The sequence below is a fragment of the Aureispira sp. CCB-QB1 genome (genome assembly GCF_000724545.1).
Classification (GTDB): domain Bacteria; phylum Bacteroidota; class Bacteroidia; order Chitinophagales; family Saprospiraceae; genus Aureispira.
Window position 1 is genome coordinate 41,964 of sequence record NZ_JHBV01000008.1, and the last position, 25,827, is coordinate 67,790.

A 25,827-nucleotide genomic window follows, 5' to 3' on the forward strand; every position below is an offset into this window, starting at 1 on the left:
AAGTGCAGATTTACCTGCGGTGCTACTGCGTGGTAGCGGGCTAAAGCAAGATGTTTCGATGAAGAGTAGCGCAAAAAGAAGGTTGTTTTTTATATAGTTTTTTCTGAACGATTACTTATTAGAGCAATAAACAAGAACTTTATTTAAAAGCATCTAGCTGCTCACAAGTAGTTCTAACCAACTCTGATTTGTCGGATAAACAACTACGTTTTACTTTTTTAGAGCTAGTAGATTTTACTTCGGTGCAAGTACAAAGTCGAATAGCCTCTTGGTCATTGGCGAGCAAATCAAGTACCTGTTTGTCTGAAAGAGGAAGCAATGTGAGTAAAGCTCCAAGACGGATATCAAGAGAGTTGTTGGTATCATTAAAAGCAGCTTTTGCTGTGGCAGCTTGGGATTCGAGCTGTCTATCAATATCGTGATCTGCTAAATTAAATTTAATTTCTACAGGTGTTTTAGAGCTGTTATAACTGCATTTCCATATCTCATAAGTCCCTTTGTACTGTCGATTGCCAACATGAAGGAATTGACCTTTATCATCACGAATATTTTTAACAATCAATTCTTGTTCTGTAATTGTTTTAACCTCATATTCTTTGTGGGCAACAGTGCTACTTAGATAGTTTTTGGGAAAATCTAAATGATTAATAAAATAAGACCATTTGCAGACTTCTTTAAATTCCTCTATCAATGTTTTATTGCCAGGATATTTTTGTAACGCATCCCAAGCAGTGGCATAAGCGGCAGCGAAATCTAATTGACGCAATTGTATGCGAATCAGATTATCCCAAGCAGCTAATTGAGGCTTTTTAGGACTGTTTTGGATACACGTTTTGTAATAAAAAATAGCAGAGTCTGGTTGTTCCTCAAGGTCATAAGCCATTGCCAACCAGTAGCAACACAAGGGGCGAGGCATTTCTTTATAAACATTTAATAAGTAAGGTTTGGCTTGGGTATATTCTTGGGCATTACAAAGTTCTTTAGCTTGGTTCCATGCCACTCGTATGGCTTCACTTTGAGCGTTCAGCGTCTCCCAAGAGATCAAGAAAGAAAGAATAATGAATATTATTTTCATAACAGCTACTATTTGTATCAACAATAAATAGGGCAAGGGATCATCTAAACGGCAGCGGCAATAGATGCAAAGGCAAAATGCTCTAACAAACGCTGAACTTCTTCTAACTCTCCGTTATCAGGAATTTTAATATCAGTAAGAGCAGGCAAGTGTTGTGCAAAATAAATATTATTATTTGCCATTTCAATTAGAGTAGAAGCCAAGGCTTTGGGATAAGGATAAGAAGGACTTTTCTCTAAAATAATTTTAGAAATACTCTCACACAGCACTTTGTAATTGGTAAAATATCCCTCTTTATTCTCTTTGTCCACAAGTTTGGTGTGGTAAGCCTTACTAGATTCAGCTACCACAATATTATGCAATAGATTTTCATCGACATAACTAATTGCAGGGTTTTTGCGAGAGGATTCAACCAAAACAGACAAAGCTATTTTTAAACGTTTATCAACATCTTCGATGTTCATTGTATTAAAGTCAATTTGGTATTTCATCCATTCCCAATACCAAGAAACCAAATAAATTAAGAGTTTGTGTTTGTTCTTAAAGTATCTATAAATGGAGGCTTCTGTAGATTCTATTTGAGTAGCTAGTTTTTTAAACGTAAATTTCTCAAATCCCAGTTTATCAATTAAGATAATGCTATGCTCAATAATTCTTTTGCCTAACTTTGTTTCTTGAGGGTCTCTAAGGTATAAGTTGGCATTTAGTTGGATTTGTATTGCAATCATAAATCTTCTATCAACTTTCTTTTAACTAGCGGTTTACAAATAAAAGGTCACAAAAATTATCCCTCAAAGAAGGACATGGTAATTTTTCTGAACGATTACTTGTATCTGTATATCGAAAAGGCAACGAGCATTACTAAACTTGCTTGATGATGGAGGATGAAATCCACGATTTAGAGCAAAGCGATCTAAGATGTTGATGCTTAAAAAAATCATCAGGGAAAGTAAAGGTAATGGTTGCTATAAAAATTATAAATTTGGTTTAGGCAATAAAGTTCAAATATAATAAAAAAGAAGTGAAAAGCAGTGCTTGGTACCAGCTAGTTTAGAATTCAAAATTTCTCTAATTTTTTTTCTTTAGCGGAATTCTAAATCGAAGGACTTATTTTCGACCAAAATCGGCAGGAATTTCCCCCCAAGCTTTGGTTTCCCACTTTAAAATTTCTGTTTCAAAACTATTGTTTTTTAACCAATTTTCGCCACGAGTAATCAAATCAAAAATTTTAACATTGGCTTTGGTTTTGGCAACTTTGGTGCGGCATTTTTTTGCTTTAATCCATCCCATAGCAATTTTTGAATCGGTGTAAATCGGTAGATTGCTATTGTGTTGTTTTAGGAAGGCAAGCCCATGGACCAAAGCTAAAAATTCTCCAATATTATTGGTTCCCTGTTGCAGAGGTCCTACGTGGAATAATCGTTTGCCAGTACTTGTATCAACACCTTGATATTCCATCAATCCAGGATTGCCACTACAAGCAGCATCAACGGCAATACTTTTCCAAATTGGCGTTCCTGCCAAACTAGGGTCAATTGTTTTCTTTTTACTAGGAGTGATTGCGTCAAAGTAACTGCCCGCAAAAGCATCTTCCGCTTCTCTTAAACTGCCAAAAGATTTGTACTTGGCACCTGCATAACCTTTGATGTGTTTTTGGCATTCTTTCCAAGTCTTAAAAATTCCAGTTTCATGCCCTTCCCATACTACATAAAATTTGTTCTTTTTTGCCATATGATTTTATCTGTAAACTTGCTTAAGGATTAAAAATCGGGATTTGGGATCATAGTTACATTACTACGATGAGTGAAGTAACAACAGACAAAGGTATTTATTTTTAGTGGAAAAGAAAATGCAGTGAAAAAGTTCTAACAATATAGCACAAAAGTCCAAGGTCATGAGCGAACCGAGCATAGCGAGCTCACGACCAAAGGGAGTAACAAAGCGAACGACCACGAAGTAGCAGCGAACCGAGCTATGCGAGCTCACGACCGTAGGGAGTAACAATGCTAACTACTATTCTAAGCAACGATAAAAAATAATCTTTCGATTTGCCTAATCTTGCCGCCAATTGTTGAAATATTGAACATGACTAAACTCTATAAAGGCTAAAAAAGCCATAATCAGTACGAACGCCAAGTAAGTCACCAACAAACTTAATAGAGGCTTTTTTGATCGAATGTTCAAACTGAAACTCGTGCAAAAACTGTTGGGTTTGAAAATCAAAAATTTTGACTGTATTTCTATAAGTAATGGCTAATTTTGAATTGTCTGAATTGAAGGCAAAATAAAACGCATATTCATATGGTGGAATTTGGATGTCTTTAAAAAACAGTTCTTGTTGTGTTTCCAAACTAAAGAAGCGAACGTTCCAGTAGCCTTCCATGTCAATGAACACTACCATTTTGTTATCTTTTGTAAAAGCCATTTGACCGATGGATTTAGTGCTGACGTCTAGGGTTATAATTGTTTGTAAGGAATTACAATCTATGATATCTAGCGTTTTTTGTCGGCGTTGAATGGCTAATAATTGAGCATCAGAAGAAAGAGTTAAGGCAAAAGAAGGATTGCTTCTGGGGATGGTTAAGTCAAATTTTTTCTGATGGAGATTTGAAATATTGTTGGTCAATAAAAGTTGTTGTTTAGTGCTAAACGCAAGACAATTAGCAGCCGTTGAAAGTTGCTTGTGTTCCCAATCTTTGGCGGCACTTAATGGCGTAAATGTTTGTTGATGGATATTGTATTGATAAATACGTTTGTCTAAATAGATAAACAAGGAATGATGCAAGGCATTGTAACAAATATCCCAAGGAAGCGCAGCTGGCAAATCTATTTCTTCTTTAATAACGCCAGATCTGTCTATCAAAATAAGTGTGTCCTTAATCAATTCTTTTGGAGTTTTGTTGTTCCAACCAACTTTGGAAACGTAAATCCCATTTGTACTAGGTTCAAAAGAAAGTGCCCCAGTATACCCTGTTCCAATAAAACGATGCATGGTAGCCATGCCCGCCATAGCATTGGGGTTTCTATAAATATACCCTTTTTTTAGCCACTCTACTTCTTTCTTTTTCCAGTGCAGAATCGCTTCTGCTGGTGTAGAAAATGTTTTGATTGTAATTTTTGTCTTTGGCGGCTTTCCAATTTCCACCCAGACACTTTTATCTTTATAAGCAATCCGACAAATCTTTTCTGTGTTTGTTTGTTCTAATTGTCTAAAAATAGGATATGCTGTTGGCTCTAAGTTTGTTATGCCAAGAGTTGTTTGTTTCGGCTTTAAGGAGACTTTATAAGCTTTAATTTTTGCAGCTGTAGAAGGATGATTGGTGTAAAAATCCTTATATTTTTTATTTTCTACACCATTAAAAATACGTTTGCCTCCTTTGTGTCCCGCAATTATAAAATAATCCAAAGCCTCTATTTTTTGACCACGATCAAAGGCAAGTTTACCAGCTAAGAATTCGCTCTCGCCATAATTTCTATTTTGTTGGTCGCAACGCATGAAGGTTGGTAAATAGGCTATGGCTTGCTCTATATTTTTACCTTGGAGGTACGCATGAATGATATTTTGAGCGATATAATAACTCTCTTGCCAGTTTTCTTTGGGGAGTGGGAGTAAGTCCCAAGCTTTTTCTAATAACTGCAAACTTGGGGTCGTATTTTCTTTGTCAAACACATGATAAGATTGTTGAATTAAATCATCAATTGTCTTAGCAAGTTCTTTTTCTAAATTAGGCATATCATTTAATTGGAAAGAATTGTATAAAGATTAAAACTTCTTTTTACGAGAGATTACTCAAAACGTTACAATAAAAAAGATTCACCCTAAATAAGAGTGAATCTGTTATTGCACATTGTTGTGCTACCAAATACATAAAACAACAATGGCATGTAAATTTTGATCAGCTTCAACCACTTGAATAAACAAGTTGGGGTTGTTATACTACAAGGGTTAAGCGAACAAATGGGGCTAGGGAGAGAGTACTGAGGTTAGAAAATTACTGAACAGTAACAGAAAGTTGTTGTACCATTTCTTTGCCAAAACAGATGGTTTTGCCTCCAAAAACAGCCGAACTATAAGTGTAAGGAACGATTTGAACTAGATTGGTTCCATTGTCTAAGGTGCTCAACTCGTTTGCTGTGAATGTACAAGAAGTAGCGTTAGGTCCCATTGTCTTGTGTACTCCACCAACTAAAAATAGAACAGAATCGGCACCCGATACAGTGTTACAAGTTAGTGTATAGCCAGAAGATTTGGTAACGACATCGCCACTAGTAATTTCGGTAACAGTAGGAAAGTTATTGGTTGGCGTGTGAGTAAAGGCTGGATAGCCATTATCTCCAGTTGCCTCCCATGAAACGCCATTAGACCAGTCAATACCTGTTGCTTGGGAGGCACTTGCTGTTGCAAGATAGGTTTCTCCTTGATAGTCCATTTTGGTACCGTTGACTTTGATGTCACCGATAGAAACACGAGTGGGAGTAGCAGCAGAAAGCCCGTTGGAAGTGAAAAAACCAACGCCTGTTCCAACTGTAATTTCAAAGGCTGGAACATTTGGAACAGATTGTTGTTTGGTGACTGATTTTACAGCCCACAATGCTCCATCAGCGTTAGGACAAGCATTTGGAGTAGCAGGTGTACCATTGTTGTTGTTGGTAGTAGGGGCAAAAGGATCTTTGATACAGGCGATAAATAGAACACTGATTGCCAAGAAAAAAAATACGTTCTTCATTTTAGGTAATTTTTGGTTGTAAATAGCATGCTTTATGTGGTAGCTTTGTGTGAGCTCGCATAGCTCGGTTCGTTGCTACTGTGTCGTGGTTTTAACGACCACGAAGTAGCAGCGCAACTAACTATTGTAAAAAGCAACTATTTAAAAGAATATGTAATTGGTATTTGTTATTACAAAGATATAGCAAGATGCACAACCAAAAAATAGGGCATTTGCCCCATTTTGATATTTACAAACGAATTTTTTAAAACTTGTGGAGATTATTGGGCACAAGTAGCCTTGTATCTAATCGTATATTTTGCCTTGGGGATTAATTTTGAAATGAGCTTTTTGAGCATCGACAAAATTATTAATAGTTGTTTTTTGACCTAATTCAATTTCACAAAAGGCTTGTAGCATCTGGTTGGCAGAAACACTAGGAGACATTCTTCCTACGCCTGTGCAAAAACCAGGAATACCAATAGAATTAATGGATGGATGGTTCTTAGCTGCAATCAAAGCAGCTTTCATCGCCAAATACGCATTGACAGAGGTAGCAATATTAAAACTCATGGGCACTCGCATTGTTGGAGCAGATATCAAATAAGGAATGTGAGCATCTCCTGTTTTTAAGGTAAGGGATTTGCCTACTAATAGTTCTCCTTCAGGTAATGCTTGGATTTCCTTTTGAAGTCTACGATGAAAATCCCACCCTAAACGGACTGAAATAGCGTAGTCAACTCCTCCGTCCATGAAGCCAAAGGAATTTGCAGGGCTTACTAGTGCATCGCATTTTATAGTTGTAATATCTCCTTCAAGTATTTGAACATTTTTAAACGAATCAAAGGCTATTTTCCAAGCCTCAATCATAAGTGGATTTTTATCAACAAATAGATAATTCATGAGTATTTTTAAAGTTTATAGAAATCTTTTTATATGGTTATTTATAATTCTACAGCAATCTTAAATAATAAAATTATTTCTAGCTTTTTGAACCGCTTCAAGTTTAGAATGCACTTGTAGCTTTTTGTAGATTCGTTCAATGTGATTGCGAACGGTTTTGGGAGAACGATTTAAATTAGTAGCAATTTTTGTATTAGAAAGACCATGACTGAGCTGTTCTAAAATTTCAACTTCTCGCTTGGTTAGTTTGATCTCTTCTTGATTAAAATTAGCTTTTTTTAGATTGGGGTTTCGCAATAGTTGCAAAGCTTTTTGAGCAATAACTGGTGTCATTGCAGCACCTCCATCTATGGTTTCCAAGATACTTTTGTGCAAATCAGAAGCATTGATTTCTTTTAACAAATAGCCGTTGGCACCTGCCTGTATGGCTTTAAAAATACTATCATAATCGTCTAAAACCGTTAACATAACAATCTTAATTTGTGGGTATTTCTTTTTGACATTAGCCGTTGCTTCAATGCCATTCATAATAGGCATTTCAATATCCATTAAAATCAAATCCAAGTGAAAGTTGCCCTCCAATTTTTCCATTAATTCTTTGCCATTGGTAGCAATGGTAACTACTTGTAAGTCATCAAAAAAAGATAATTTTTCTTTAATATTTTGTAACAAGAAGATATTATCTTCTGCGATAGCAATTTGAATGGGCATCGTCAATAATTATCGGTTAAAAACAAATTACGCGGCTTCTTGGGGCTCTGTTAACAAAATGAGATAAGAAGCCGTTTCTTAATGCACAACGTGTTTTAGAGTGACAAAAGTTCCTACGTTCAGTTGAGAGTTTATTTCTAAATCAGCGCCCATTTCTTGGGCACGTTTGCGCATATTGTGTAAACCATTGCTTAAGGTGGCATTAGCTACGTCAAAACCTTTGCCATTATCACAAATTTTAAAATAGAGCGTACCGTTTGTTTTATTAATACTAATTTCTATTTGATCTGCTTCGGCATATTTTAAGGCATTGTTCAAGGCCTCTTGGATGATTCTATAAATATTCATTCCTTCAACCGAAGACAAAGTGCCGTTAACAGGCAGTTGATCGTTGATGATAAAACGAAAATCAATATGCTGCGTGGCATCCTTAGCAGCGACTAGGAAAGTATTAATGCGTTGTTTTAAATCATAGAAGCTAATGGCATCTTTGTTCATTGCCCAAATGGTATCTCGCAAATCTTGAATGGTATTTGAGGTAAAGGTTGTAATTTTTTTAAGCTTTTTGTTCAATGAATTTTCTAATTGAAAGGCATACTTTAGGTTGTCAATAGAGGAAATAATAAAAGTTAATTGAGCTCCAATATTGTCGTGCAAATCTCTAGAAATTTGATACCGTTGTTGGGCTAATTTTTTCTGAGTTTCTATTTTTCCCATGGCCTCTTTCAGTTGATGTTCCTTTTGAAGCTGTAGATTGCGTTGTCTCAAATAGTTAAAAATTAAAACTCCAATCAAGATCAAAATAACAGCCATACTCCCCAAGGAAAGCAGCTGGATATTTTTTTGGTTAATCTCTAAGGCTTGTTGATCAATTTGTGCTTGTTGCAATAAAATTTCTTTTTCCTTTTTTTCGGCTTGGTATTTTGATTCAGCTTCAGCAATAGCTTGGGTGCTTTGCTCATTAATCATGGAATCTTTGGCATTAATATGCAAATTAAGATACTCATTTGCCTTTTGGAATTGCTGCTGTTCGCTCCATAATTGGGCTAAGCTTTTATAGGTTTCCATTTCAATTTCTCTCAAGCTTTTCTCTTTTGACAAAGCCAAGCTTTTTAAGTAAAACCTTTCTGCTTCTTTGGGTTTGCCTTGATCTTTACTAACAGCCGCAAAATTATGGTAAGAGTAAGCTGCCCCTCTGTTGTCTCCTAATTCTTCTCGCAATTGTATCGATTGATTGAGATAAATAACCGCAGAGTCCAAATTCCTTAAACTATGATGGGCGACAGCTATATTGTTAAGATTAATAGACATTTCCTGTTTATCCTTTAATTTTTGGCTAAGCGTATAGGATTTTTTATAGTAACTTAGAGCCTTTTGGTACTTCTTTTGGTAGTTGTACAATGCTCCAATATTGTTATAACCTTTGGTTAAAATTTCAATATCTCCTAGACGTTCTTCAATGGCGATTGCTTTTTCAAAATATTCTAATGTTTTATCTATGTTTTTTTGATAATAATAAACAATCCCAATATTGTTATATGCTTGAGCAATTCCTTTAGGGTTGTTGGTTTGTTCTTCTGCTTTTAATGCTTCAAAATAAAGTGCTAATGCCTTTTCGTGTGCTCCTGTTCTGGTATGGATAATCGCAATATTGTTGAGTACAATAGCAAAACCTGCTGTGTAGTCGTGTTGTTCACAAATTTCTAGTGCTTCGTTATAATAATCTAAAGCGGTAGGATAATCTGTTTTACGTTCGTAGTAATTGCCTGTTACATTTAAACAACGGATAATTCCTTGATAAAGACCTAGTTTTTTTGCCAACTGAAGTCCCTGCTTAGCGTAAACAACAGAAGAGTCCAAATGAGTCGTTAAATATTGTTGTGCAATTGTTTGATAAGCAATTACTTTATTGCTATCATTAGGCATACTGGGCAAGGCTTGAACAAGGCTGTCAGTATTATTTTGAGCTTGTGCGTATATGGTCCAAAATAGAAGTAGGACAAGGGAAAATTTGGATGGCATGAGCGTGTTAATCTAAATTAGAAATAAGAGAACTAAGATAGGTAATATTGTCTCGTTTACAATAAGTTCTACCGTATAATTCTATCAAATTAGCAAAGAAGTATATTGGTTTTGTAACAGTACTCAAAGGAATCAACTTTATTGAGTAATTTGAAGAGAGAGAGGGTAAAGCAAAAAATCCACGAACTACTAATTTTATAAGCGGTTTTATTTTAGTATATTCGAAAATTAATAGTTGGTTTACTACTTTCGAAGCAAAATAGGTTAGTAGACTCTAAAAAATATTAAGCAAATCAATCAAATTTTTACATTATTTATGGCAGTACAAATTCTTGAAACCCGTCAAAAAGCACTTGAAATAAACTTAGACAGCAACACCTATGGTTCTTTTGCAGAAATCGGTGCAGGGCAAGAAGTAGCGCAGTATTTTTTCAAGGCAGGGGCTTCCTCAGGAACAATTGCAAAAACAATTTCGGCTTACGACAAGCTAGTTAGTGATGATATTTATGGAGCAGAGCAATCGGGGCGTTATGTTTGCGAATCTAGATTGTACAAAATGTTAGACCATGAATATGATTTAATGCTTGACCGTTTGAGTAACACGCGCCCTGAGTCTCGTTTGTTTGCGTTTGCCGATACCGTAGAAACAATTAATTATCACAAAACAAACAAAGGTCAAGGTTGGCTTGGGTTGCGCTTTCAGCTTCATCCGCAAGCAGAACCTAATGATATTGTAATGCACATTGAATTGTTGGATAATGATATTGCTTTGCAACAACAAGCAGTGGGAATGCTGGGCGTTAATTTGATATATGGGTCTTATTACTATTATGGAGATTATACCAAATTAATGGCTTCTTTGTTAGAGGGAATCCAAAACCGAGTCAAAATAGATATGTTGAGGTTGACAGGACCGCAATTTATAGACATAGACAATCGCTTGGTTACTTTGGAGCTGGTCAAGCAAAAAATGACGGATGTGGCTATGTTTAATAATAAAGGCGTGCCTGTTCATCCTTCAGAATTTATGTATAAGCACAATGCTTTGGTTGTTCGAGGTAGTTTCAGACCTGCTACTTTGAGGACGTTAGATCGGTTTGAGTCGGCTACAAAACAATTTAGTGCAGAGGCAGATTTGTCAACAAGGGGAACTAGCATACTGGCTGAAATTACGTTAAAAGATTTGTGTCGGGATACAGGGAAAGTAGAGGAACAGGATTTTTTAGATCGGGCTTCTTTGCTCAATCATCTGGGAAAATGTGTGATGATTACAAACTGTAACGAATACAAGCGTTTGATTAATTACTTGGCAGATTATAGAGTGGCCAAGTTGGGTATTGTCATTAGTGCAAAGGGCTTGTTAGATATTGTGAATAGCAAATATTATCGAAATAAAGACGGTCGGTTGATTACTTCTTATGGAGAAATTTTTACACGCAATGTTCGGGTTTATGTTTATCCTGCTTACAACGAGGGAGGAAGCGAATTGATGACGTGCCGCAATTTACCTATTCCTGATGGGATTCGATATTTGTACAAGCATATTGTAGAAAATAGGCATGTCGTTGATATCGAAAGTTATAATGAAGATTTATTGCAAATATACTCCATCAAAGCTTTGAGAATGTTGCGAGAGAACGAGAAAGGATGGACAAAATTTGTTTCTCAAAAAGTAGCCAAATACATTCGAGAAAAGCACCTCTTTGGTTTTCCCAAACCCAATATGGAATTTGAATATTAAAACAATTTACAACATTAGCTTGTTAATTGCCAACGAGCTAATGTTGTACTATATTACAACGCAGCTTTAAATTCTTGTATCAATAGCTCGATATCTTCTGGACCATATTTTCTAGAAAAATGAACGGGAACAGGCTGCAAAACATTTGCTTCTCGCATTACTTTTCCTGACATAGCAGCATAACTGTGGTAGTTTGTTTCGGCAAAAGCTTTATCTTCATTTTTGTAAAAACATTCTATAAAAACTTGGCGGCAGTCGGAAAAATGACTTGTAATTTTCCTGTGATTTTCTGGATGAGCAGCATGATCCATAATAATTCCCAATGAATCACCCTTTTGTAGATGCAACAAATGAAATAAGTCTTTGGCCTGATATTGATGGTCTTCAATAATAATTATTCTTTCTGCTTGCTTTTGTTCAAAGGCTTCTTTTAGTTCTCGAACCCATTTGCCACCACGAAACCCACTGGCTTGAATGTCGATTTTGACGGTATCTATTTCTTTGAACAAATAAGCTAAAGTTGGAATTTTGTGGTCGAGTAAAATGCCAGTGACAGTAAAATTTTTTTCTTGGAAAATAATATTGCTATAGAGAGGATTTTTTTCTACTAATTCCCAAACGGGTGGTTCCAATTCAAATACCTTAATTTCATTTTCAGAAATTAGCTCTCGAATTTCATATACAACCGCCCCCAACTCAATTAAATTCCAAGTATAGCTTTTTAATTTGGCTTGAACTTGCTGTGTAATATCCTTAGGACCACAAATAACAACTTTGCGCTGAATTCCAATTTGATGTCGAATGACCATATCAAAATTTACAAAATGATCAATGTGTGTGTGGCTAATAAAAACGGCATTGATATTTTGAACTTCTTTAACAGTCCAATTGCTAGCATCACCACATTCACAAAGGTAATTCCAAGAGTGGTTATCTAGTTGCACTAAAATAGATATGTCTTCGTTGATCTGGTTTTTTAGAGTTGCTTGAAACATGAAAATAAAATGATGTTAATATGATTTTTTACGTCTTCTTAAAAGAAGAATTGCTCTAGAAAGTTCCCAAGCCTTTATCATTTTTAGAGTTTTGAGCCCTCCGAAAGCCTTATTGGATTTAAAATAGCCGAATAATTGCTACATCGTCATTAGGTTTTAATCCATACTCTTGTTCTAGATAAAGACATTTTCGGTCAAGCATATTGTCTTGTTGACTGAAATCTGTATCAAGCATTAAATACCTAATAGGGTCAATTTCGTAGACTGTTTCCGTATTGTTTTTCGCAAAACTCAGAATACCATCTGTTGAAATGGCTAGGTTAGTTACTTGCTCAAAGCTATATTGAGTGGTATGATTGGTCAGCCACTGATCAAATGTTTTATGTAAGTGATAAGCTAAATAATCAGGTTTGTCATTTTGTTCTATCACTATAATTTGATCGTTGATGGCTACAACGCCATCTCCACTGACGGTTATCAAAGCCTTTTGAGTTGGGTAATGATAAACTAAGATAAGACAAGTAGCGACTAGTTCTTCTATTTCCAAAAAAAGATTATTTTTTTCAGTTTGAATGAGCGAAAAAAATTGACAAAGTACTTGATGAGATAGTTGCTGTATTGAAAGCTGTTCCAATTCCAATTTGGCGTTCTTAAGTGCTAGATAAGGAAATTCTTGTAGGATTTTTTTTAATATTTTGCCAAATAGAGTCGCCGCAAAATGACTGTCTTTGCCAGAAGAACATCCATCCATGACTCCAGCAACTAACCAGTCTTGATGAATTTGTTTTGAGTATAAAAAATCTTCACAAAAAACAGGATGAAATTCGCCTAATTGTAATGTTGAGTATACTTGCATGCTCTAAAGTAATTCTTTTTTGTCATAGAACAAAAAAGATTTCTTATTCCAAGAATTTTGAGGCAATTGCTAAATTTGATAACTCGCTACTAACAAAAAAAGCGAACAACCCTAAGGAGTTGCTCGCCTTTATATGGTACGTTTTAATTCTTGTTTGCTATCAAAACAAAAGACATTTTATTAAGAACCACACATTAGACAATCGTCAGGATTATCTAGGCTACAAGAAATACCTTCATCCGTATTGGCAGGATCAACTGTTTCCGCCTTAACAAATTTTTGTTGGTGTTTAGCTGATAATGTAAATTTGATAGGATCAACAGCTGCCTTACTTCTTAGGTAATACATGCCTGTTTTTAATCCTTTTTTCCATGCATAGAAATGCATAGATGTTAATTTAGCAAATGTTGGATTTTCTACAAATAAATTCAAGCTTTGCGATTGACAAATAAATGCCCCTCTATCTGCCGACATGTCAATAATATGACGTTGCTTAATTTCATACGCTGTTTTGTAGAGCGCTTTGATATCGTCTGGAATTTCTTTGATATTTTGGATAGATCCGTTAGCAGCCATCAATTGCTCTTTGATTTCTTCTGTCCATAAGCCCAGCTCAATCAAATCTTTCAGCAGATGCTTGTTAACAATAATATACTCACCCGAAAGTGTTCTGCGAGTGTAGATATTAGAAGTATAGGGTTCAAAACATTCATTGTTACCTAAGATCTGAGATGTTGAGGCTGTTGGCATTGGAGCCAATAATAAACTGTTGCGAACACCATATTTTTTGATGTTAGCGCGAAGTTTATCCCAATCCCATTTTGAGGAAGGAGTTTGATCCCACATATCAAATTGCAAAATTCCTTGACTAATAGGAGAGCCTTCATAAGATTGGTAAGGACCTTCTTCTTTTGCTAGTTCAGCAGATTCTGTTACGGCAGCATAGTACATCGTTTCAAAAATAGCTCTATTAAGCATTTTTCCTTCTGTACTATCAAATGGATAGCGCATTAAAATCAAGGCATCTGCCAAACCTTGCACACCAATACCAATTGGACGGTGGCGCATGTTAGAATTGTAGGCTTCTTGTACAGGATAATAGTTAATGTCGATAACCTTGTTCAAGTTGCGAGTAACTATTCTAGTAATTTCGTATAGTTTGTCAAAATCGAACTTACCATTAATCACAAATTTAGGTAAAGAGATAGAAGCTAAGTTACAAACAGCCACTTCGTCTTTAGAGGTATATTCCATAATCTCAGTACAAAGATTACTAGAACGAATAACACCTAAATTCTTTTGGTTTGACTTTGAGTTAGCGTGATCCTTGTACAACATGTAAGGCGTTCCAGTCTCAATTTGAGACTCAAGAATTTTGGTCCACAATTCACGCGCTTTGATTGTTTTTCTTCCTTTTCCTTCTGCTTCGTATTTTTGATATAATTTTTCGAATTCTTCACCATACGTATTGTACAAGTCAGGACATTCATTAGGACACATCAACGTCCATTCTACATCCTCTTCTACACGTTGCATGAATAAATCAGAAATCCACATAGCATAGAATAAATCTCTAGCACGTTTTTCTTCTTTACCGTGATTCTTTTTAAGATCTAAGAAATCAAAAATGTCAGCATGCCAAGGTTCTAGATAAACCGCAAAAGCACCTTTCCGCTTCCCACCTCCTTGGTCAACATAACGAGCCGTATCATTATATACTCTCAACATAGGAACAATACCATTGGAAGTACCCCCTGTTCCTTTAATATAACTACCTTGTGCACGAACATTGTGAATGCTCAATCCAATTCCACCGGCAGACTGAGAAATCTTGGCACAACGTGTTAGGGTTTCAAAAATACCAGAAATGGAATCCTCGGTAGCACTCAACAAAAAGCAAGAAGACAATTGAGGTTTTGGAGTTCCAGCATTAAACAAAGTTGGGGTAGCATGGATAAACCACTTTTCGGACATCAAACTATAGGTTTGGATTGCAGAAACAATATCCTGTCCATGAATGCCAATGGCAGCACGCATCAACATATATTGAGGACGTTCTACGATTTTACCATCCATGCGCAACAAATAAGAGCGCTCCAAGGTTTTAAAACCAAAGTAGTCAAATTCATAATCATTCTCATGTTTGATAGCCGTATCAAACACTTTGCGGTTTTTCCAAATAATATCAAATGTTTCATTGGATATTAACTGGGCATTTTCTCCTGTTTTAGGATCAATATACTCGTGCAATGCTTTCATTGTTTTAGAGAAAGAATTGTTAGAGTTTTTGTGTAAGTTAGAAACCGATATACGGGCTGCCAAAATTGCGTAATCAGGATGTTGAGTAGCCATAGTAGCAGCAGTCTCAGAAGCCAAATTATCTAAGATAGTTGTACTAACACCATCGTATAAACCTTGGATAACCTTTTTGCAAATTTCAATAGAATCTACATAACGAAGGTCAAGACCGTTGCATAGATACTCAATGCGTTTTTTGATTTTATCAAAAGAGACATCTTCTTTTTTTCCATTTCTTTTTAGTACTTGCATTTTTTTTGTTTTGATGTCCATGCGCTTCTTCACGCATGTATTTTGGTGGAACAATCTAGTAGTGAATACTAGTAATACTTTGGGACGCCCAATAATCAAACCTTTGGTATAGGGCAAAGATTGGACGAGTGACTATTCTAAAGAAAGCTTTCAGCTGCTTCAATAGCCACTTAACAAGTTGATCTGTTTCTTTTTGTTATAATTATAGCCTGCCCAACAAACTAGTGCTTACGTGAAGTCAGTTGGCAGACTATGAGAAGTTGTGTAAGAAAAAATAGATAGCGTTTAAAACAATGATTTCTTACCAATTCATTTTGCTAAAAATCTTCGTCTAGAGAGAACGTTTGCTTTTCACGATCTGCCATTACGCCAGCTTTTTGATAATCGCCCACACGTTTTTCGAAGAAATTGGTTTTTCCTTGCAAGGAAATTAAGTCCATCCAAGAGAAAGGATTTGCCGTGCCATAAACCTTATCGTTGCCCAAGGAAACCAACAAGCGATCTGCTACAAATTCGATGTATTCGTTCATCAAACCTGAGTTCATTCCAATTAAAGAAACAGGAAGCGCATCGGTTACAAATTCTTTTTCAAATTCAACCGCTTCAGTAATAATATCTTGAAGTTCTCTTTTGTCTAGTTTGTTTTCTAACATAGAGTACAACAAGCAAGCAAAATCACAGTGCATCCCTTCGTCTCTACTGATAAGCTCATTAGAGAACGTCAAACCAGGCATTAGACCACGTTTTTTAAGCCAGTAAATAGCACAGAAGCTACCTGAAAAGAAAATACCTTCTACCGCAGCAAAAGCAATCAAGCGATGAGCAAAAGATGGTGCTTCATCAATCCATTTTAAAGCCCATTTAGCTTTTTTCTGAACACAAGGAAGGGTGTTCATGGCTTTGAATAGACCATTTTTTTCTTCGGTATCTCTGATGTAGGTATCTATTAAAAGGCTATACGTTTCTGCGTGTATATCTTCAATCTGTATCTGGGTAGAGTAGAAAGAACGCGCTTCCGCAATTTGCACGTCCTTGTAGAAATTTAAAACTAAATTCTCATTAACAATGCCATCACTAGCTGCAAAAAATGCTAAGACATGTTTAATGAAATGGCGCTCATTGTCATTTAGCTTTTCATTCCAATCAACGATGTCTGCTTCTAGATCAATTTCGTCTGTAGTCCAAAAACAAGCCAAGGCTTTTTTTCGCATTTCCCATACTGCATCATGTTGAATTGGAAACAAAACAAAACGATCGTCACTCTCTGTAAGAATTAATTCTTTATTATTCATTTGATTTAAAACAATTTGTTGTGGATAAGTCTCTGTGAAATGATCTCGTGAATAAGTTAAAAAGGAATATTTAACAGGTACTTGTCCGGGTTAATTTTTGTGCTTATCAAATTTATAGTTTTTATTCCAATCGCCCAAATTGGCTTTTGTTGTTATTTTAATGTTAAGAGTTTATTGGTTTGATTATCAATTATTTAAAACTTAAATAAAAATATTCTTCAAATGATATGCTCAAAAAACACTTATCAACAGATATTTTGTGAATAACTAACTTAGTACCTTGATTTCGCTATGTTTTTTGCCATTTTCATACTAAAAGATCTAAAAAGTTTCATACTAAAAAAAGGGTGTAAAAACAAAAATATTCATTAATTTTTTGAAACTTTTTTTTGTAAAAGAAAATAGTATTGTTGTAAAATGTGGATAACTTTTTTGAAAGGGGAATTTTATACCCCCAAAAGAAGGATAACAGTCTTTGGGATAAGAATAAAAATAGGGAAAATAAGCGGCTAGCAAATCTAACCAGTAATGATTGGAAAAATTGAACAAGCGCAACAAAAATAGCTTAGCTTTGCATGGCGATAGTACACAATCCTATTTTTCCTGTCTCTAAGGTTGGCCAAACATGTTGACCATAAATAGCATCAACACCTTCTAGAACGCCATCTTCAATCATGGGAATTGCTCCGCCAGGAATGTTTTCTTCGTCGGGTTGAAAAATAAAGCGGATATTATGTTGAAGTCGATCTTTGTATTGAACAATTAATTTAGCAGCGCCCAAAAGCATGGCTGTATGAGCATCGTGCCCACACATGTGTGCAATACCTTTGATGGTAGATTGATAGCTTTTATCTCCTAATTCTTGAATTGGAAGGGCATCCATATCTGCTCTCAATGCAATTCTTTTTCCTGCATTAGGAACATTTAAATCGGCATATAAACCATTTTTACCTATATTGGAATGAACTTCTAAGCCCAACGCAAGTAATTCTTGTCGAACTAATGCAACTGTTTGATAAACCTCTGAGCCAAGTTCTGGATATTGGTGAATGTGTCGACGAGTTTGTACAGTTTCTGTAAGAATATTTGTAGGTATAAGCATGTTTTGAGATATTGAGGATTTTTAAAATTGAATGCATGCACAATAGTTTGTTATAGTAATAGGGGAAACTGCTATACAACTATACATTAGGGTAAATTTGGAGCAAGTATCAACTGATTGTGATTTCATACTTAACCAAACTAATACGATTTTCAACGGAGTAATATTAGATATTATTAGGATAATAAATAAAAATGAATTTAGAAAAAATATATCAAGAACGTTTAAATGATTTCTTGAAACAGCAAAAAGGGAAAGCAAGTAAGATGTTCCAAATTGGAAATATTCGAGTTGCTTTGTTTGTTTTGATGGTGTATTGTTTGGTCCAATTTTTTAGTTCAGAGTTTGAAACGATGTATTGGTGGTGGGGATTCTTGGGAGTGCTGCCTGTTTTTATATTTTTCATTCGTTTGCATCAACGTCATTTTGATGAAAAAAGAAGGATTGATGAGTTGGTTGTTATTAATGAGAAAGAGCTTAAGGCATTAGAAACCAATCGACCGCAGTTTGAAGGAGGAGGTGAATTTGATGATCCTAGACACGATTATTGTTCAGATTTAGATTTGTTTGGTTCGGCAGGATTATTTGCTTTTGTCAATCGAACTTCAACCGCAAAAGGAAAAGAACGGCTGGCAAATTTATTTAAACAACCTTTTGAAAACCCCAAAACCATTTATACACAGCAAGAAGCAGTGAAGGTGTTGAGTCCTAAGGTTGATTTTCGCCAAGCTTTTATGGCAAATGGTAGAATTACAGAAGATACTTTGGATGACATTGCTTACTTGCAAGCTTGGGCGGAAGCTCCTGTTGCTTTTTTAGAATCAATTCCTTGGAGAATTGCTCGTATTATCTTGCCTTTGTTGTCTATTGTCGCATTGGTTTATTTTATCATAACTTTTAATCACCTTCCATTGGTGGTAATGGGGACGTTGAACTTTGCCTTATTAGGCGTAAAAAGCAAATATGTAGGAAAAGAACACACAGAAATAGGGAAGCGCCAAGAAATTTTAAGAATGTATGTTTCCTTGTTAGACTTAGCAAATCAAGAAGATTTTGGAGATGCTGCGATATTGAATGAAATTAAAGAAACGGCTAAAGCCGCACAGTCTGGTTTTGGTCGATTGACTAAGATTGTGGATTATTTCGATCAACGGTTAAATATATTTGTAGGTTTAGGGCTAAATCTACTTATTTTGTACGATGTGCATTGCTTGTTTGCTTTAGAAGCTTGGAAGAAAAAACACAAACAATTTTTGACAAAGTGGTTGGATAGTGTAGCGGAGTTGGACGGATTGATTAGTCTAGCTACTTTTAATTATAATAATCCTGAATTAAATTTTCCTCAGTTAGAAAAATCTGACAAGTTGTATGTGCATGCAGAAGCCTTAGGGCATCCTTTAATTTCTGTGCAAGAACGGGTGTGTAATGATACAAAACTAGGAAGCCAACACAAAGTTTTTGTCGTGACAGGATCAAACATGGCGGGCAAGAGTACTTTTTTACGTTGTGTAGCGATAAATTTGTTGTTAGCAAAATGTGGTGCACCCGTTTGTGCAACTTCATTTAAGTGTTCTATAATGGATATTATGACATCTATGCGGGTGCAGGATTCTATCAGCCAGCAGACTTCTTATTTTCAAGCGGAATTGTTGCGTTTGCAGTATATAATTCAATCCTTAAAAGAAGGGAAGCCTACATTTATTATTTTAGATGAAATATTGAAAGGAACGAACTCTGAAGATAAATTGCTTGGTTCTCAATTGTTAGTGCAACACTTTTTAGACTTTAATTGCTTAGCGATGGTTGCTACACATGATCTAGAATTAGGAAATATGCAAGACGATTTACCGGATCAAGTCGAAAATCTTTGTTTCGAAAGTATTATTGAAAATGATGAATTGAGTTTTGATTACAAACTAAATAGAGGCATTGCCAAAAATAAGAATGCAACATTTCTAATGCGTAAGATGGAGATTGTTCCCAAGGAGTTGTTTTAATTTCAAAGAAAGAATACTTGCTACACTCGAACGGGCTAAGTGTTTGTTTGAGTGTAGCAAGTGGTTTAATCTAATTTCAATAGACGTAGTGACAGTGTAGCTAACGGGCAACTGAATTCTTTCTATACTTTTTCAAAAATATAACGTTGTATGTATTCTGGAGGAATAGGATAGTAATCTACAGCCGACCAGCCAACTTCATAACTATCTAAGATCAGTACATTATTACTTAATCTAAAAATTCTGAAACGCCCATATTGAGGAGGACCGCATCGAGCGGCTAGTGGACTAGGATCAGAGCAATACAATGCTGCTACATCCAACAAATAATCAGTGCAATTTACTTGATACATACCATGATAGCATTCATGTGGAATGTTGGGGGTGTAATCTAGTAAATGAAAGCCAGTCGCATCAATCCAATTTAAGCGAATGTTATGATTATAGGTAAAACTTAGCGTGTCGGGAAGGTGTGCATAAATCATGTCACAACTAGTGCTGTTGCCTTCGTGGTCCAATACGTCAGTAAGTACCCAAGTGCCCTGGAGTCTTACTTGGCAGTCTCCATCAGAAGCACTTGGTTTTGCAGTGGCGGTATTGAGATTGGAAAGTGCTGGTGCAATTGATTGATTGGTAATCGTATTTGAAGTATTTGAAGGGGTGTTGGAAGTGCCTATGGCAGATGTAGTTGGGGTTGGATTAATAATTTCGTTGTTTTGGCAACCAATTACAAGGGTCAGTAGTAAGCCAATGGAACCCAATAAGATACTTTTTTTCATATAATTATATTGTTATAGTTAATTAAAATAAGTAGATGGTTTAAGTAAATGATTAGCAAAATTTAACTGCCAATAATTGCTTATTTCGATCTATCATTTGATTACAATACAAAGGTATATGAATAAGGATGGGAAGTCGATGCAAAAAATGATACAAGACTTGCAAAAAAAAGTAAAATACGATAGGTTATCATAAAATTGTATAAAATCTATCTGATTAGGTGCTTGTTAGAAATAAAATGGTTCAAACTGTTTTCCATTGTAACAATAAATACCTGAATCATGTGTCGTAAGCCAAAGTTTGCCTTGCTTATCTTGGTAAATCGAGAAAATTAAAGGAGTTTTCTTAGAACGTTTAATTGGATAATGGGTTAGTTGGTCGTGCTGTTTGCACCAAACACCATCATCATAAGTAGCCATCCATAAAGCGCCATTATTATCTTCAACGATAGACATGTAATAAATAGTAGCTTTATCGTTGGGTAATATCTCATTTTCTCTCTGATAGTCTAGAGTTGTCCTGTTGGATGTTGTTGGAGAAATTTTATATCGATAACGATTGTTAGAAAACCAAAAATAGCCTTCTTGATCTTCGATAATTGCTCGGATTCCAAATTCACCTCCTTCTGGGGTTAAGGATAAATGTTCTTCATAAAGCCATTGGAGAGTTGAACCGTCAAATCGGCAAAGTCCTAATGAGCTTGTGCCAAACCAAAGGTGTCCGTTGCGGTCCTTATACATCGAATAAATGCCATAAGGAGAATAAGAAGGAGTGGGGTGTTTAGCATAGAATGTTTCTGCAAGTTTAGGTGGAGGAAATTCTAAATAATATAAATGTTTGCCATCGTAACGATAGGGACCTTTTTTAGACCAACCCATCCTAAACCATAGATCAGTAGAGGTTAATTTCCATTGGTGCTTAGAAGAATCGTTTTCTATGACAGTTAAGGTAGTAAATCGGTGACCATCAAATTTAGAAACGCCTTCTGGAGTATCAAAGTATACATTTCCTAAATGATCTTCTTGTATTCCAATGATAGCATGGCTGCATAAGCCATCTTCTTTGGTAAAACGCATCAACTTTTCACCATCATATTTGTATAGCCCTTTTTCATTACCTCCAAACCAATAGTTTTCTTGTTTATCTTGGAAAATAAGCATTGCCTTGTAGTCAAAGTCGGATGTTATTTGCCCGAAGGTACTTTCTTTTGTAGAGGAAGTACTATCATTAGAAGAGGAGGCTCCTTTGCAAGAGACCAATAGAAAAGGTAAAATGATTGGCAAAAGGGAAAATTTAAAAAAAGAATTAAACAAGAACATATTTGGGATTACATTTGGTTGATGTATTATCGAAACTTTATTCGAAAAGTACTAGGAGTCATTCCTAAGTGTTTTTTAAAAAAATTGGAGAAGTGAGCAGGTTCTAAAAAGTCGAGTTGGTAAGCAATTTCTTTAACGGTTTTTTCACTATGAATAATCAAACGTTTGGCTTCCAACAAAACTCTAGTAATGAGAAATTTTTTAGCCGTCATGCCTGTTCTTTCCTTTACAATGCCATTTAGTCTATTGAGAGAGAGGTTCATTGCTTGGGTGTAAAAGTCTGTGCTTTTTTCAATGTGATAATTTTGTTCTACCAAATCCAAGAATTGATTGAAGTATTCGTTGTTGGGACTTGTTTCTGCTTGTTTGCTTAATTTTTGATATTTTTTAAGAATGGATATGTATAAATTAAGTGCCGATAAGGCAGCAAAAATAGAGTCATTAGAATTGTTGTTATTGTACGATTTTAAAAACAAATAACTATCTTTTAATAACCTAGCTTCTTGTTTATTTATAGCGACACCAGCCTCAAAATGTTGATTGTATTGAATGAAATTAAAGAAATTATTCAAAAAGGGATTGGAGGCAATTAGAGTTGGTTGAATTTTGATAACATAACCTTGAGAATCCCTTGAATGTTTGACTTGATGCAGCTGATGAGGACCAACTAGTTGAATACTAGGAGGTTTGATGTCGAAATCTTTAAAGTCAATAAGATGGGTGCCACTTCCTGCAAAAAAGAAGAAGAGTTCATAATAAAGATGGCGATGGGGTTCCAAGTCACGATCTTCGTTACTAGTTTTTATTTGTACGATTTGATAATGTTTAAATTCCAATAGATATTTTTATTTGTAGGCAGTATGATTGTATAATTACTTAATTAGCAAGGAGGATAAAAGAACAAAGACTTAATTTTTTTTAGATAAAAAAAATAGATTATTAATGAATAAAGTGATTTTATATTGCTTTTTTTTGTAAGTTTAGTCTGCTTTTTAAGGCATGATCTGGTTTTTTACCTTTTCTTGAAAAAACTTTTTAATGAAATTAAGAGAAAATTTCTAAAAAAGGCATACAAGAAAATACGAAAAAGATGCAAAAATGGAGTTTTAGAAAAAAACTTTTTTTGGCTTTTTTTGACATTGCAGGTAACATTTGAATCATTCAAGTCATATACTTTTGTGGAAATAGGACTTTGTTTTAAAGTCTTAGAGCCCTAGTTCTTATATTCTACACATCTCTAGCAAAATTCTATGAATAAATAGAATGTATAATCCCATAAAATAAACATCACCTTCTTATGAAAAAAATACAATACTTGACATGTGGTATCGCTCTTTTTTCTTTAGTGAGCTGTTCTTTTGATACAGAAAGTTCTAGTGCCGATATCGTTGTTGATCCCTATAAAATAAATGCATTGACGATTCGAGGCAATGGAGGAGATGATATTGCTGTTGATAATGGTAATCATGGCTCAATTTCAGGAGATGATATTAATGCGGAAGCTGGCACTTTGACGGCAGGAGAATGGAATGATTTGAATAACTGGAAATTTTGGCAGTCATTAATGCAAAAGAAGAATTTTTCAGAATATCAGCAAGAGTGGCAATTTTTTCCTTCTCAACGCTATTCGGTTCGAATAACAGATAATATGGGGCAATCTGTAATGGATTGTCGGGTACAATTGTTAGGAAAAGATAATCGAAAAATATGGGAAGCAAGAACAAATAATTCGGGAATTGCTGAGTTGTGGGCGCAACCATTTTCAGAAGGTAAAGATTTAAAGAATACTATAGTTATTGATTACAAAGGAAAAAAGCAGACCTTAAAATCTCCCCAAACATTCATGGAAGGGATTAACGATATTAAGTTGAAAATGACATCAACCATGCCTGAAAATCGCGCTGATGTCATGTTTGTTGTAGATGCAACAGGATCAATGGAAGATGAAATTGCATACCTTAAAAAAGAATTGGAAGATGTTGTGGCGCAGGTGAAAACAGAACAACCTGATTTAGCCCTTCAAATTGGGTCCGTTTTTTATAGAGATGAAGGCGACAAGTATGTAACTCGCTCTAGTGCCTTGTCTGCCAATACTGATGCGACTATCAATTTTATCAATGGTCAGTCAGCAGATGGTGGCGGTGATTATCCAGAGGCAGTTGATGTAGCTTTGGAAGAAGCTGTTTCCATGCAAAATTGGTCTGAATCAGCTAGAACTCGTATCGTTTTCTTGTTGTTAGATGCTCCGCCACACCATGATAGTAAGAGCCTCAAAAGCATTCAAAAAAGCATTACTAGCGCTGCCGAAAAAGGAATAAAATTAATTCCTATTGCTTCTAGTGGAATTGATAAAAAGACAGAATTTTTGATGCGCTTTTTCTCATTAACAACAAATGGTTCTTATGTATTTATGACCGATCATAGTGGCGTTGGAAATGGGCATGTTGAGCCAACAGTAGGAGAGTATAGAGTAGAATATTTGAATGAGTTGCTAACTCGAATCATTACACAATCAACGCAACCTGCAACCGCAACGTTGTTAGAGTAAAATAAAATCACGAATCCCCAAAATGTTCCTTTTATTAAGGCAAGAATAAGCTCAACACAACCTGTTGAGCTTATTTTTTTATCAGAGATGTTTATTTTGACAAAAACTATAAATTTGCTCAGATTGCTAATTTTTAAAAGCATTAGAAACTTTGTATCTTTGTGCATTTAGAAAAAGTACAAAATGAACTTTTATTAAACAAAAAATCATAGACGATATAAATAATATAGAATAATGGTTAAAATTGGAGATATAGAATTAGGAGATTTTCCACTATTGTTGGCCCCAATGGAAGATGTTAGTGATCCCCCTTTTCGAGCGTTGTGCAAAAAACAAGGTTGTGATATGATGTATTCTGAATTTATCTCAGTAGAGGGATTGATTCGAGATGCAACCAAAAGTGTTGAAAAATTAGATATCTTTGATTATGAGCGACCAATAGGAATCCAAATATTTGGATCTAATATGGATTCGATGATTCGCGCAACAGAAATTGTAGAAGAAGCAAATCCCGAAGTAATAGACATCAATTTTGGTTGTCCTGTCAAAAAAGTTGTCTGTAAAATGGCTGGAGCAGGAATTCTTCAAGATATTCCTAGGATGGTTAAATTGACAGAAGCGGTTGTGAAAGCAACGAATAAACCTGTCACAGTGAAAACACGTCTAGGGTGGGATGATAATACAATTTTTATAGAGGATGTTGCAGAGCGTTTGCAGGATGTCGGCATACAAGCTTTGTCTATTCATGGTCGGACTCGAAAACAAATGTACAAAGGAGAGGCAGATTGGACAAAAATTGGCAATATCAAAAGAAATCCAAGGGTTAAAATTCCTATTTTTGGAAATGGGGATATCAACAGTCCCGAAAAAGCAGCTTTGTATAGAGATAAATATGGGGTAGATGGAATTATGATTGGACGTGCTGCTATTGGATATCCTTGGATATTTAGAGAAATTAAACATTATTTTAAAACAGGCGAACATTTGCCACCACCAACAATTCAAGAACGTGTTGCGGCAGCTAAAGAGCATTTGGAAAAGTCTGTGATTTGGAAAGGAGAAAAATTAGGAATTTTGGAAATGCGCCGACACTATACCAACTATTTTCGAGGATTAAAAGGAGTGAAAGCCTACCGTGCTCAACTAGTACAAGCAGATGAGGCTGCTATGGTATTTGATTTATTGGATGAGGTAGAACAAGTATATTCTTAATTTTTAAATATAGAATAA

At 35.3% G+C, this 25,827-nt stretch carries 20 protein-coding genes; 4 read left to right on the top strand and 16 right to left on the bottom strand.

The genetic code is table 11. The features are described 5' to 3' along the window. Window positions 1–139: 139 nt before the first annotated feature. From CG11_RS03275 to CG11_RS03310, 8 genes are all read right to left on the bottom strand, one after another. Window positions 140–1,075, bottom strand: coding sequence for a hypothetical protein (locus CG11_RS03275; RefSeq protein ID WP_052593099.1), 936 nt, complete (start codon window positions 1,073–1,075; stop codon window positions 140–142). Window positions 1,076–1,119: 44 nt separating this feature from the next. Next, complete coding sequence (locus CG11_RS03280) at window positions 1,120–1,803, bottom strand: TetR/AcrR family transcriptional regulator (RefSeq protein ID WP_052593101.1); 684 nt, start codon at window positions 1,801–1,803, stop codon at window positions 1,120–1,122. 379 nt (window positions 1,804–2,182) lie between these two features. Next, a complete protein-coding gene (locus CG11_RS03285) occupies window positions 2,183–2,806 on the bottom strand; it encodes a viroplasmin family protein (RefSeq protein WP_052593103.1) in 624 nt (207 codons plus the stop codon). A 358-nt stretch (window positions 2,807–3,164) separates the two neighbouring features. Beyond that, entirely contained in the window at window positions 3,165–4,808 is a 1,644-nt protein-coding gene (locus tag CG11_RS03290; RefSeq protein WP_052593105.1) for a WD40 repeat domain-containing protein, read from the bottom strand. A gap of 259 nt (window positions 4,809–5,067) precedes the next feature. After that, complete coding sequence (locus CG11_RS03295) at window positions 5,068–5,802, bottom strand: hypothetical protein (RefSeq protein ID WP_052593107.1); 735 nt, start codon at window positions 5,800–5,802, stop codon at window positions 5,068–5,070. Between the two features lie 285 nt (window positions 5,803–6,087). Beyond that, entirely contained in the window at window positions 6,088–6,684 is a 597-nt protein-coding gene (locus CG11_RS03300) for a macro domain-containing protein (RefSeq protein ID WP_052593109.1), read from the bottom strand. A 60-nt stretch (window positions 6,685–6,744) separates the two neighbouring features. Further along, complete coding sequence (locus tag CG11_RS03305; protein WP_052593111.1) at window positions 6,745–7,395, bottom strand: response regulator transcription factor; 651 nt, start codon at window positions 7,393–7,395, stop codon at window positions 6,745–6,747. Between the two features lie 78 nt (window positions 7,396–7,473). Then, a complete protein-coding gene (locus CG11_RS03310) occupies window positions 7,474–9,417 on the bottom strand; it encodes a tetratricopeptide repeat protein (protein ID WP_052593113.1) in 1,944 nt (647 codons plus the stop codon). 316 nt (window positions 9,418–9,733) lie between these two features. Between CG11_RS03310 and CG11_RS03315 the strand changes: the two genes are divergently transcribed. Continuing rightward, on the top strand, window positions 9,734–11,158 hold the full coding sequence (locus CG11_RS03315) for a hypothetical protein (RefSeq protein WP_052593115.1): 1,425 nt from the start codon (window positions 9,734–9,736) through the stop codon (window positions 11,156–11,158). Window positions 11,159–11,211: 53 nt separating this feature from the next. Here CG11_RS03315 and CG11_RS03320 read toward each other — a convergent pair whose 3' ends face one another. The 5 genes from CG11_RS03320 to CG11_RS03345 all read right to left on the bottom strand — a co-directional run bounded on the left by CG11_RS03320 (window position 11,212) and on the right by CG11_RS03345 (window position 17,953). Then, window positions 11,212–12,153: a peptidase gene (locus tag CG11_RS03320; protein ID WP_052593117.1), complete on the bottom strand. Its 942-nt coding sequence runs from the start codon at window positions 12,151–12,153 to the stop codon at window positions 11,212–11,214. A 118-nt stretch (window positions 12,154–12,271) separates the two neighbouring features. After that, window positions 12,272–13,009 (bottom strand): protein phosphatase 2C domain-containing protein, encoded by a 738-nt coding sequence (locus CG11_RS03325; protein WP_052593119.1) that lies wholly within the window; start codon window positions 13,007–13,009, stop codon window positions 12,272–12,274. Between the two features lie 180 nt (window positions 13,010–13,189). Beyond that, entirely contained in the window at window positions 13,190–15,559 is a 2,370-nt protein-coding gene (locus CG11_RS03330) for a ribonucleoside-diphosphate reductase subunit alpha (protein WP_052593398.1), read from the bottom strand. Between the two features lie 317 nt (window positions 15,560–15,876). After that, on the bottom strand, window positions 15,877–16,851 hold the full coding sequence (locus CG11_RS03335; protein ID WP_052593121.1) for a ribonucleotide-diphosphate reductase subunit beta: 975 nt from the start codon (window positions 16,849–16,851) through the stop codon (window positions 15,877–15,879). 565 nt (window positions 16,852–17,416) lie between these two features. Next, a complete protein-coding gene (locus CG11_RS03345; protein WP_052593125.1) occupies window positions 17,417–17,953 on the bottom strand; it encodes a M20 family metallopeptidase in 537 nt (178 codons plus the stop codon). A gap of 194 nt (window positions 17,954–18,147) precedes the next feature. Here CG11_RS03345 and CG11_RS03350 point away from each other — a divergent pair, with 194 nt between their 5' ends. After that, on the top strand, window positions 18,148–19,950 hold the full coding sequence (locus CG11_RS03350; RefSeq protein WP_052593127.1) for a hypothetical protein: 1,803 nt from the start codon (window positions 18,148–18,150) through the stop codon (window positions 19,948–19,950). Between the two features lie 122 nt (window positions 19,951–20,072). On the opposite strand, the gene CG11_RS03355 is transcribed toward CG11_RS03350, so the two are convergent. The 3 genes from CG11_RS03355 to CG11_RS03365 all read right to left on the bottom strand — a co-directional run bounded on the left by CG11_RS03355 (window position 20,073) and on the right by CG11_RS03365 (window position 22,885). Beyond that, on the bottom strand, window positions 20,073–20,729 hold the full coding sequence (locus CG11_RS03355) for a hypothetical protein (RefSeq protein WP_052593129.1): 657 nt from the start codon (window positions 20,727–20,729) through the stop codon (window positions 20,073–20,075). A gap of 228 nt (window positions 20,730–20,957) precedes the next feature. Further along, window positions 20,958–22,013: a two-component regulator propeller domain-containing protein gene (locus CG11_RS03360; RefSeq protein ID WP_197043773.1), complete on the bottom strand. Its 1,056-nt coding sequence runs from the start codon at window positions 22,011–22,013 to the stop codon at window positions 20,958–20,960. 62 nt (window positions 22,014–22,075) lie between these two features. Further along, window positions 22,076–22,885: a helix-turn-helix transcriptional regulator gene (locus CG11_RS03365; RefSeq protein ID WP_052593133.1), complete on the bottom strand. Its 810-nt coding sequence runs from the start codon at window positions 22,883–22,885 to the stop codon at window positions 22,076–22,078. Window positions 22,886–23,346: 461 nt separating this feature from the next. Here CG11_RS03365 and CG11_RS03375 point away from each other — a divergent pair, with 461 nt between their 5' ends. Continuing rightward, entirely contained in the window at window positions 23,347–24,597 is a 1,251-nt protein-coding gene (locus CG11_RS03375) for a VWA domain-containing protein (RefSeq protein ID WP_052593137.1), read from the top strand. Between the two features lie 234 nt (window positions 24,598–24,831). After that, window positions 24,832–25,809 (top strand): tRNA dihydrouridine synthase DusB, encoded by a 978-nt coding sequence (gene dusB, locus CG11_RS03380; protein ID WP_052593139.1) that lies wholly within the window; start codon window positions 24,832–24,834, stop codon window positions 25,807–25,809. Window positions 25,810–25,827: the final 18 nt, after the last annotated feature.

Coding starts and splice junctions, on each gene's coding strand:
- CG11_RS03275 (WP_052593099.1), bottom strand. CDS start 1,075: ATGAAAATAATATTCATTATTCTTTCTTTCTTGATCTCTTGGGAGACG.
- CG11_RS03280 (WP_052593101.1), bottom strand. CDS start 1,803: ATGATTGCAATACAAATCCAACTAAATGCCAACTTATACCTTAGAGAC.
- CG11_RS03285 (WP_052593103.1), bottom strand. CDS start 2,806: ATGGCAAAAAAGAACAAATTTTATGTAGTATGGGAAGGGCATGAAACT.
- CG11_RS03290 (WP_052593105.1), bottom strand. CDS start 4,808: ATGCCTAATTTAGAAAAAGAACTTGCTAAGACAATTGATGATTTAATT.
- CG11_RS03295 (WP_052593107.1), bottom strand. CDS start 5,802: ATGAAGAACGTATTTTTTTTCTTGGCAATCAGTGTTCTATTTATCGCC.
- CG11_RS03300 (WP_052593109.1), bottom strand. CDS start 6,684: ATGAATTATCTATTTGTTGATAAAAATCCACTTATGATTGAGGCTTGG.
- CG11_RS03305 (WP_052593111.1), bottom strand. CDS start 7,395: ATGCCCATTCAAATTGCTATCGCAGAAGATAATATCTTCTTGTTACAA.
- CG11_RS03310 (WP_052593113.1), bottom strand. CDS start 9,417: ATGCCATCCAAATTTTCCCTTGTCCTACTTCTATTTTGGACCATATAC.
- CG11_RS03315 (WP_052593115.1), top strand. CDS start 9,734: ATGGCAGTACAAATTCTTGAAACCCGTCAAAAAGCACTTGAAATAAAC.
- CG11_RS03320 (WP_052593117.1), bottom strand. CDS start 12,153: ATGTTTCAAGCAACTCTAAAAAACCAGATCAACGAAGACATATCTATT.
- CG11_RS03325 (WP_052593119.1), bottom strand. CDS start 13,009: ATGCAAGTATACTCAACATTACAATTAGGCGAATTTCATCCTGTTTTT.
- CG11_RS03330 (WP_052593398.1), bottom strand. CDS start 15,559: ATGCAAGTACTAAAAAGAAATGGAAAAAAAGAAGATGTCTCTTTTGAT.
- CG11_RS03335 (WP_052593121.1), bottom strand. CDS start 16,851: ATGAATAATAAAGAATTAATTCTTACAGAGAGTGACGATCGTTTTGTT.
- CG11_RS03345 (WP_052593125.1), bottom strand. CDS start 17,953: ATGCTTATACCTACAAATATTCTTACAGAAACTGTACAAACTCGTCGA.
- CG11_RS03350 (WP_052593127.1), top strand. CDS start 18,148: ATGAATTTAGAAAAAATATATCAAGAACGTTTAAATGATTTCTTGAAA.
- CG11_RS03355 (WP_052593129.1), bottom strand. CDS start 20,729: ATGAAAAAAAGTATCTTATTGGGTTCCATTGGCTTACTACTGACCCTT.
- CG11_RS03375 (WP_052593137.1), top strand. CDS start 23,347: ATGAAAAAAATACAATACTTGACATGTGGTATCGCTCTTTTTTCTTTA.
- dusB (WP_052593139.1), top strand. CDS start 24,832: ATGGTTAAAATTGGAGATATAGAATTAGGAGATTTTCCACTATTGTTG.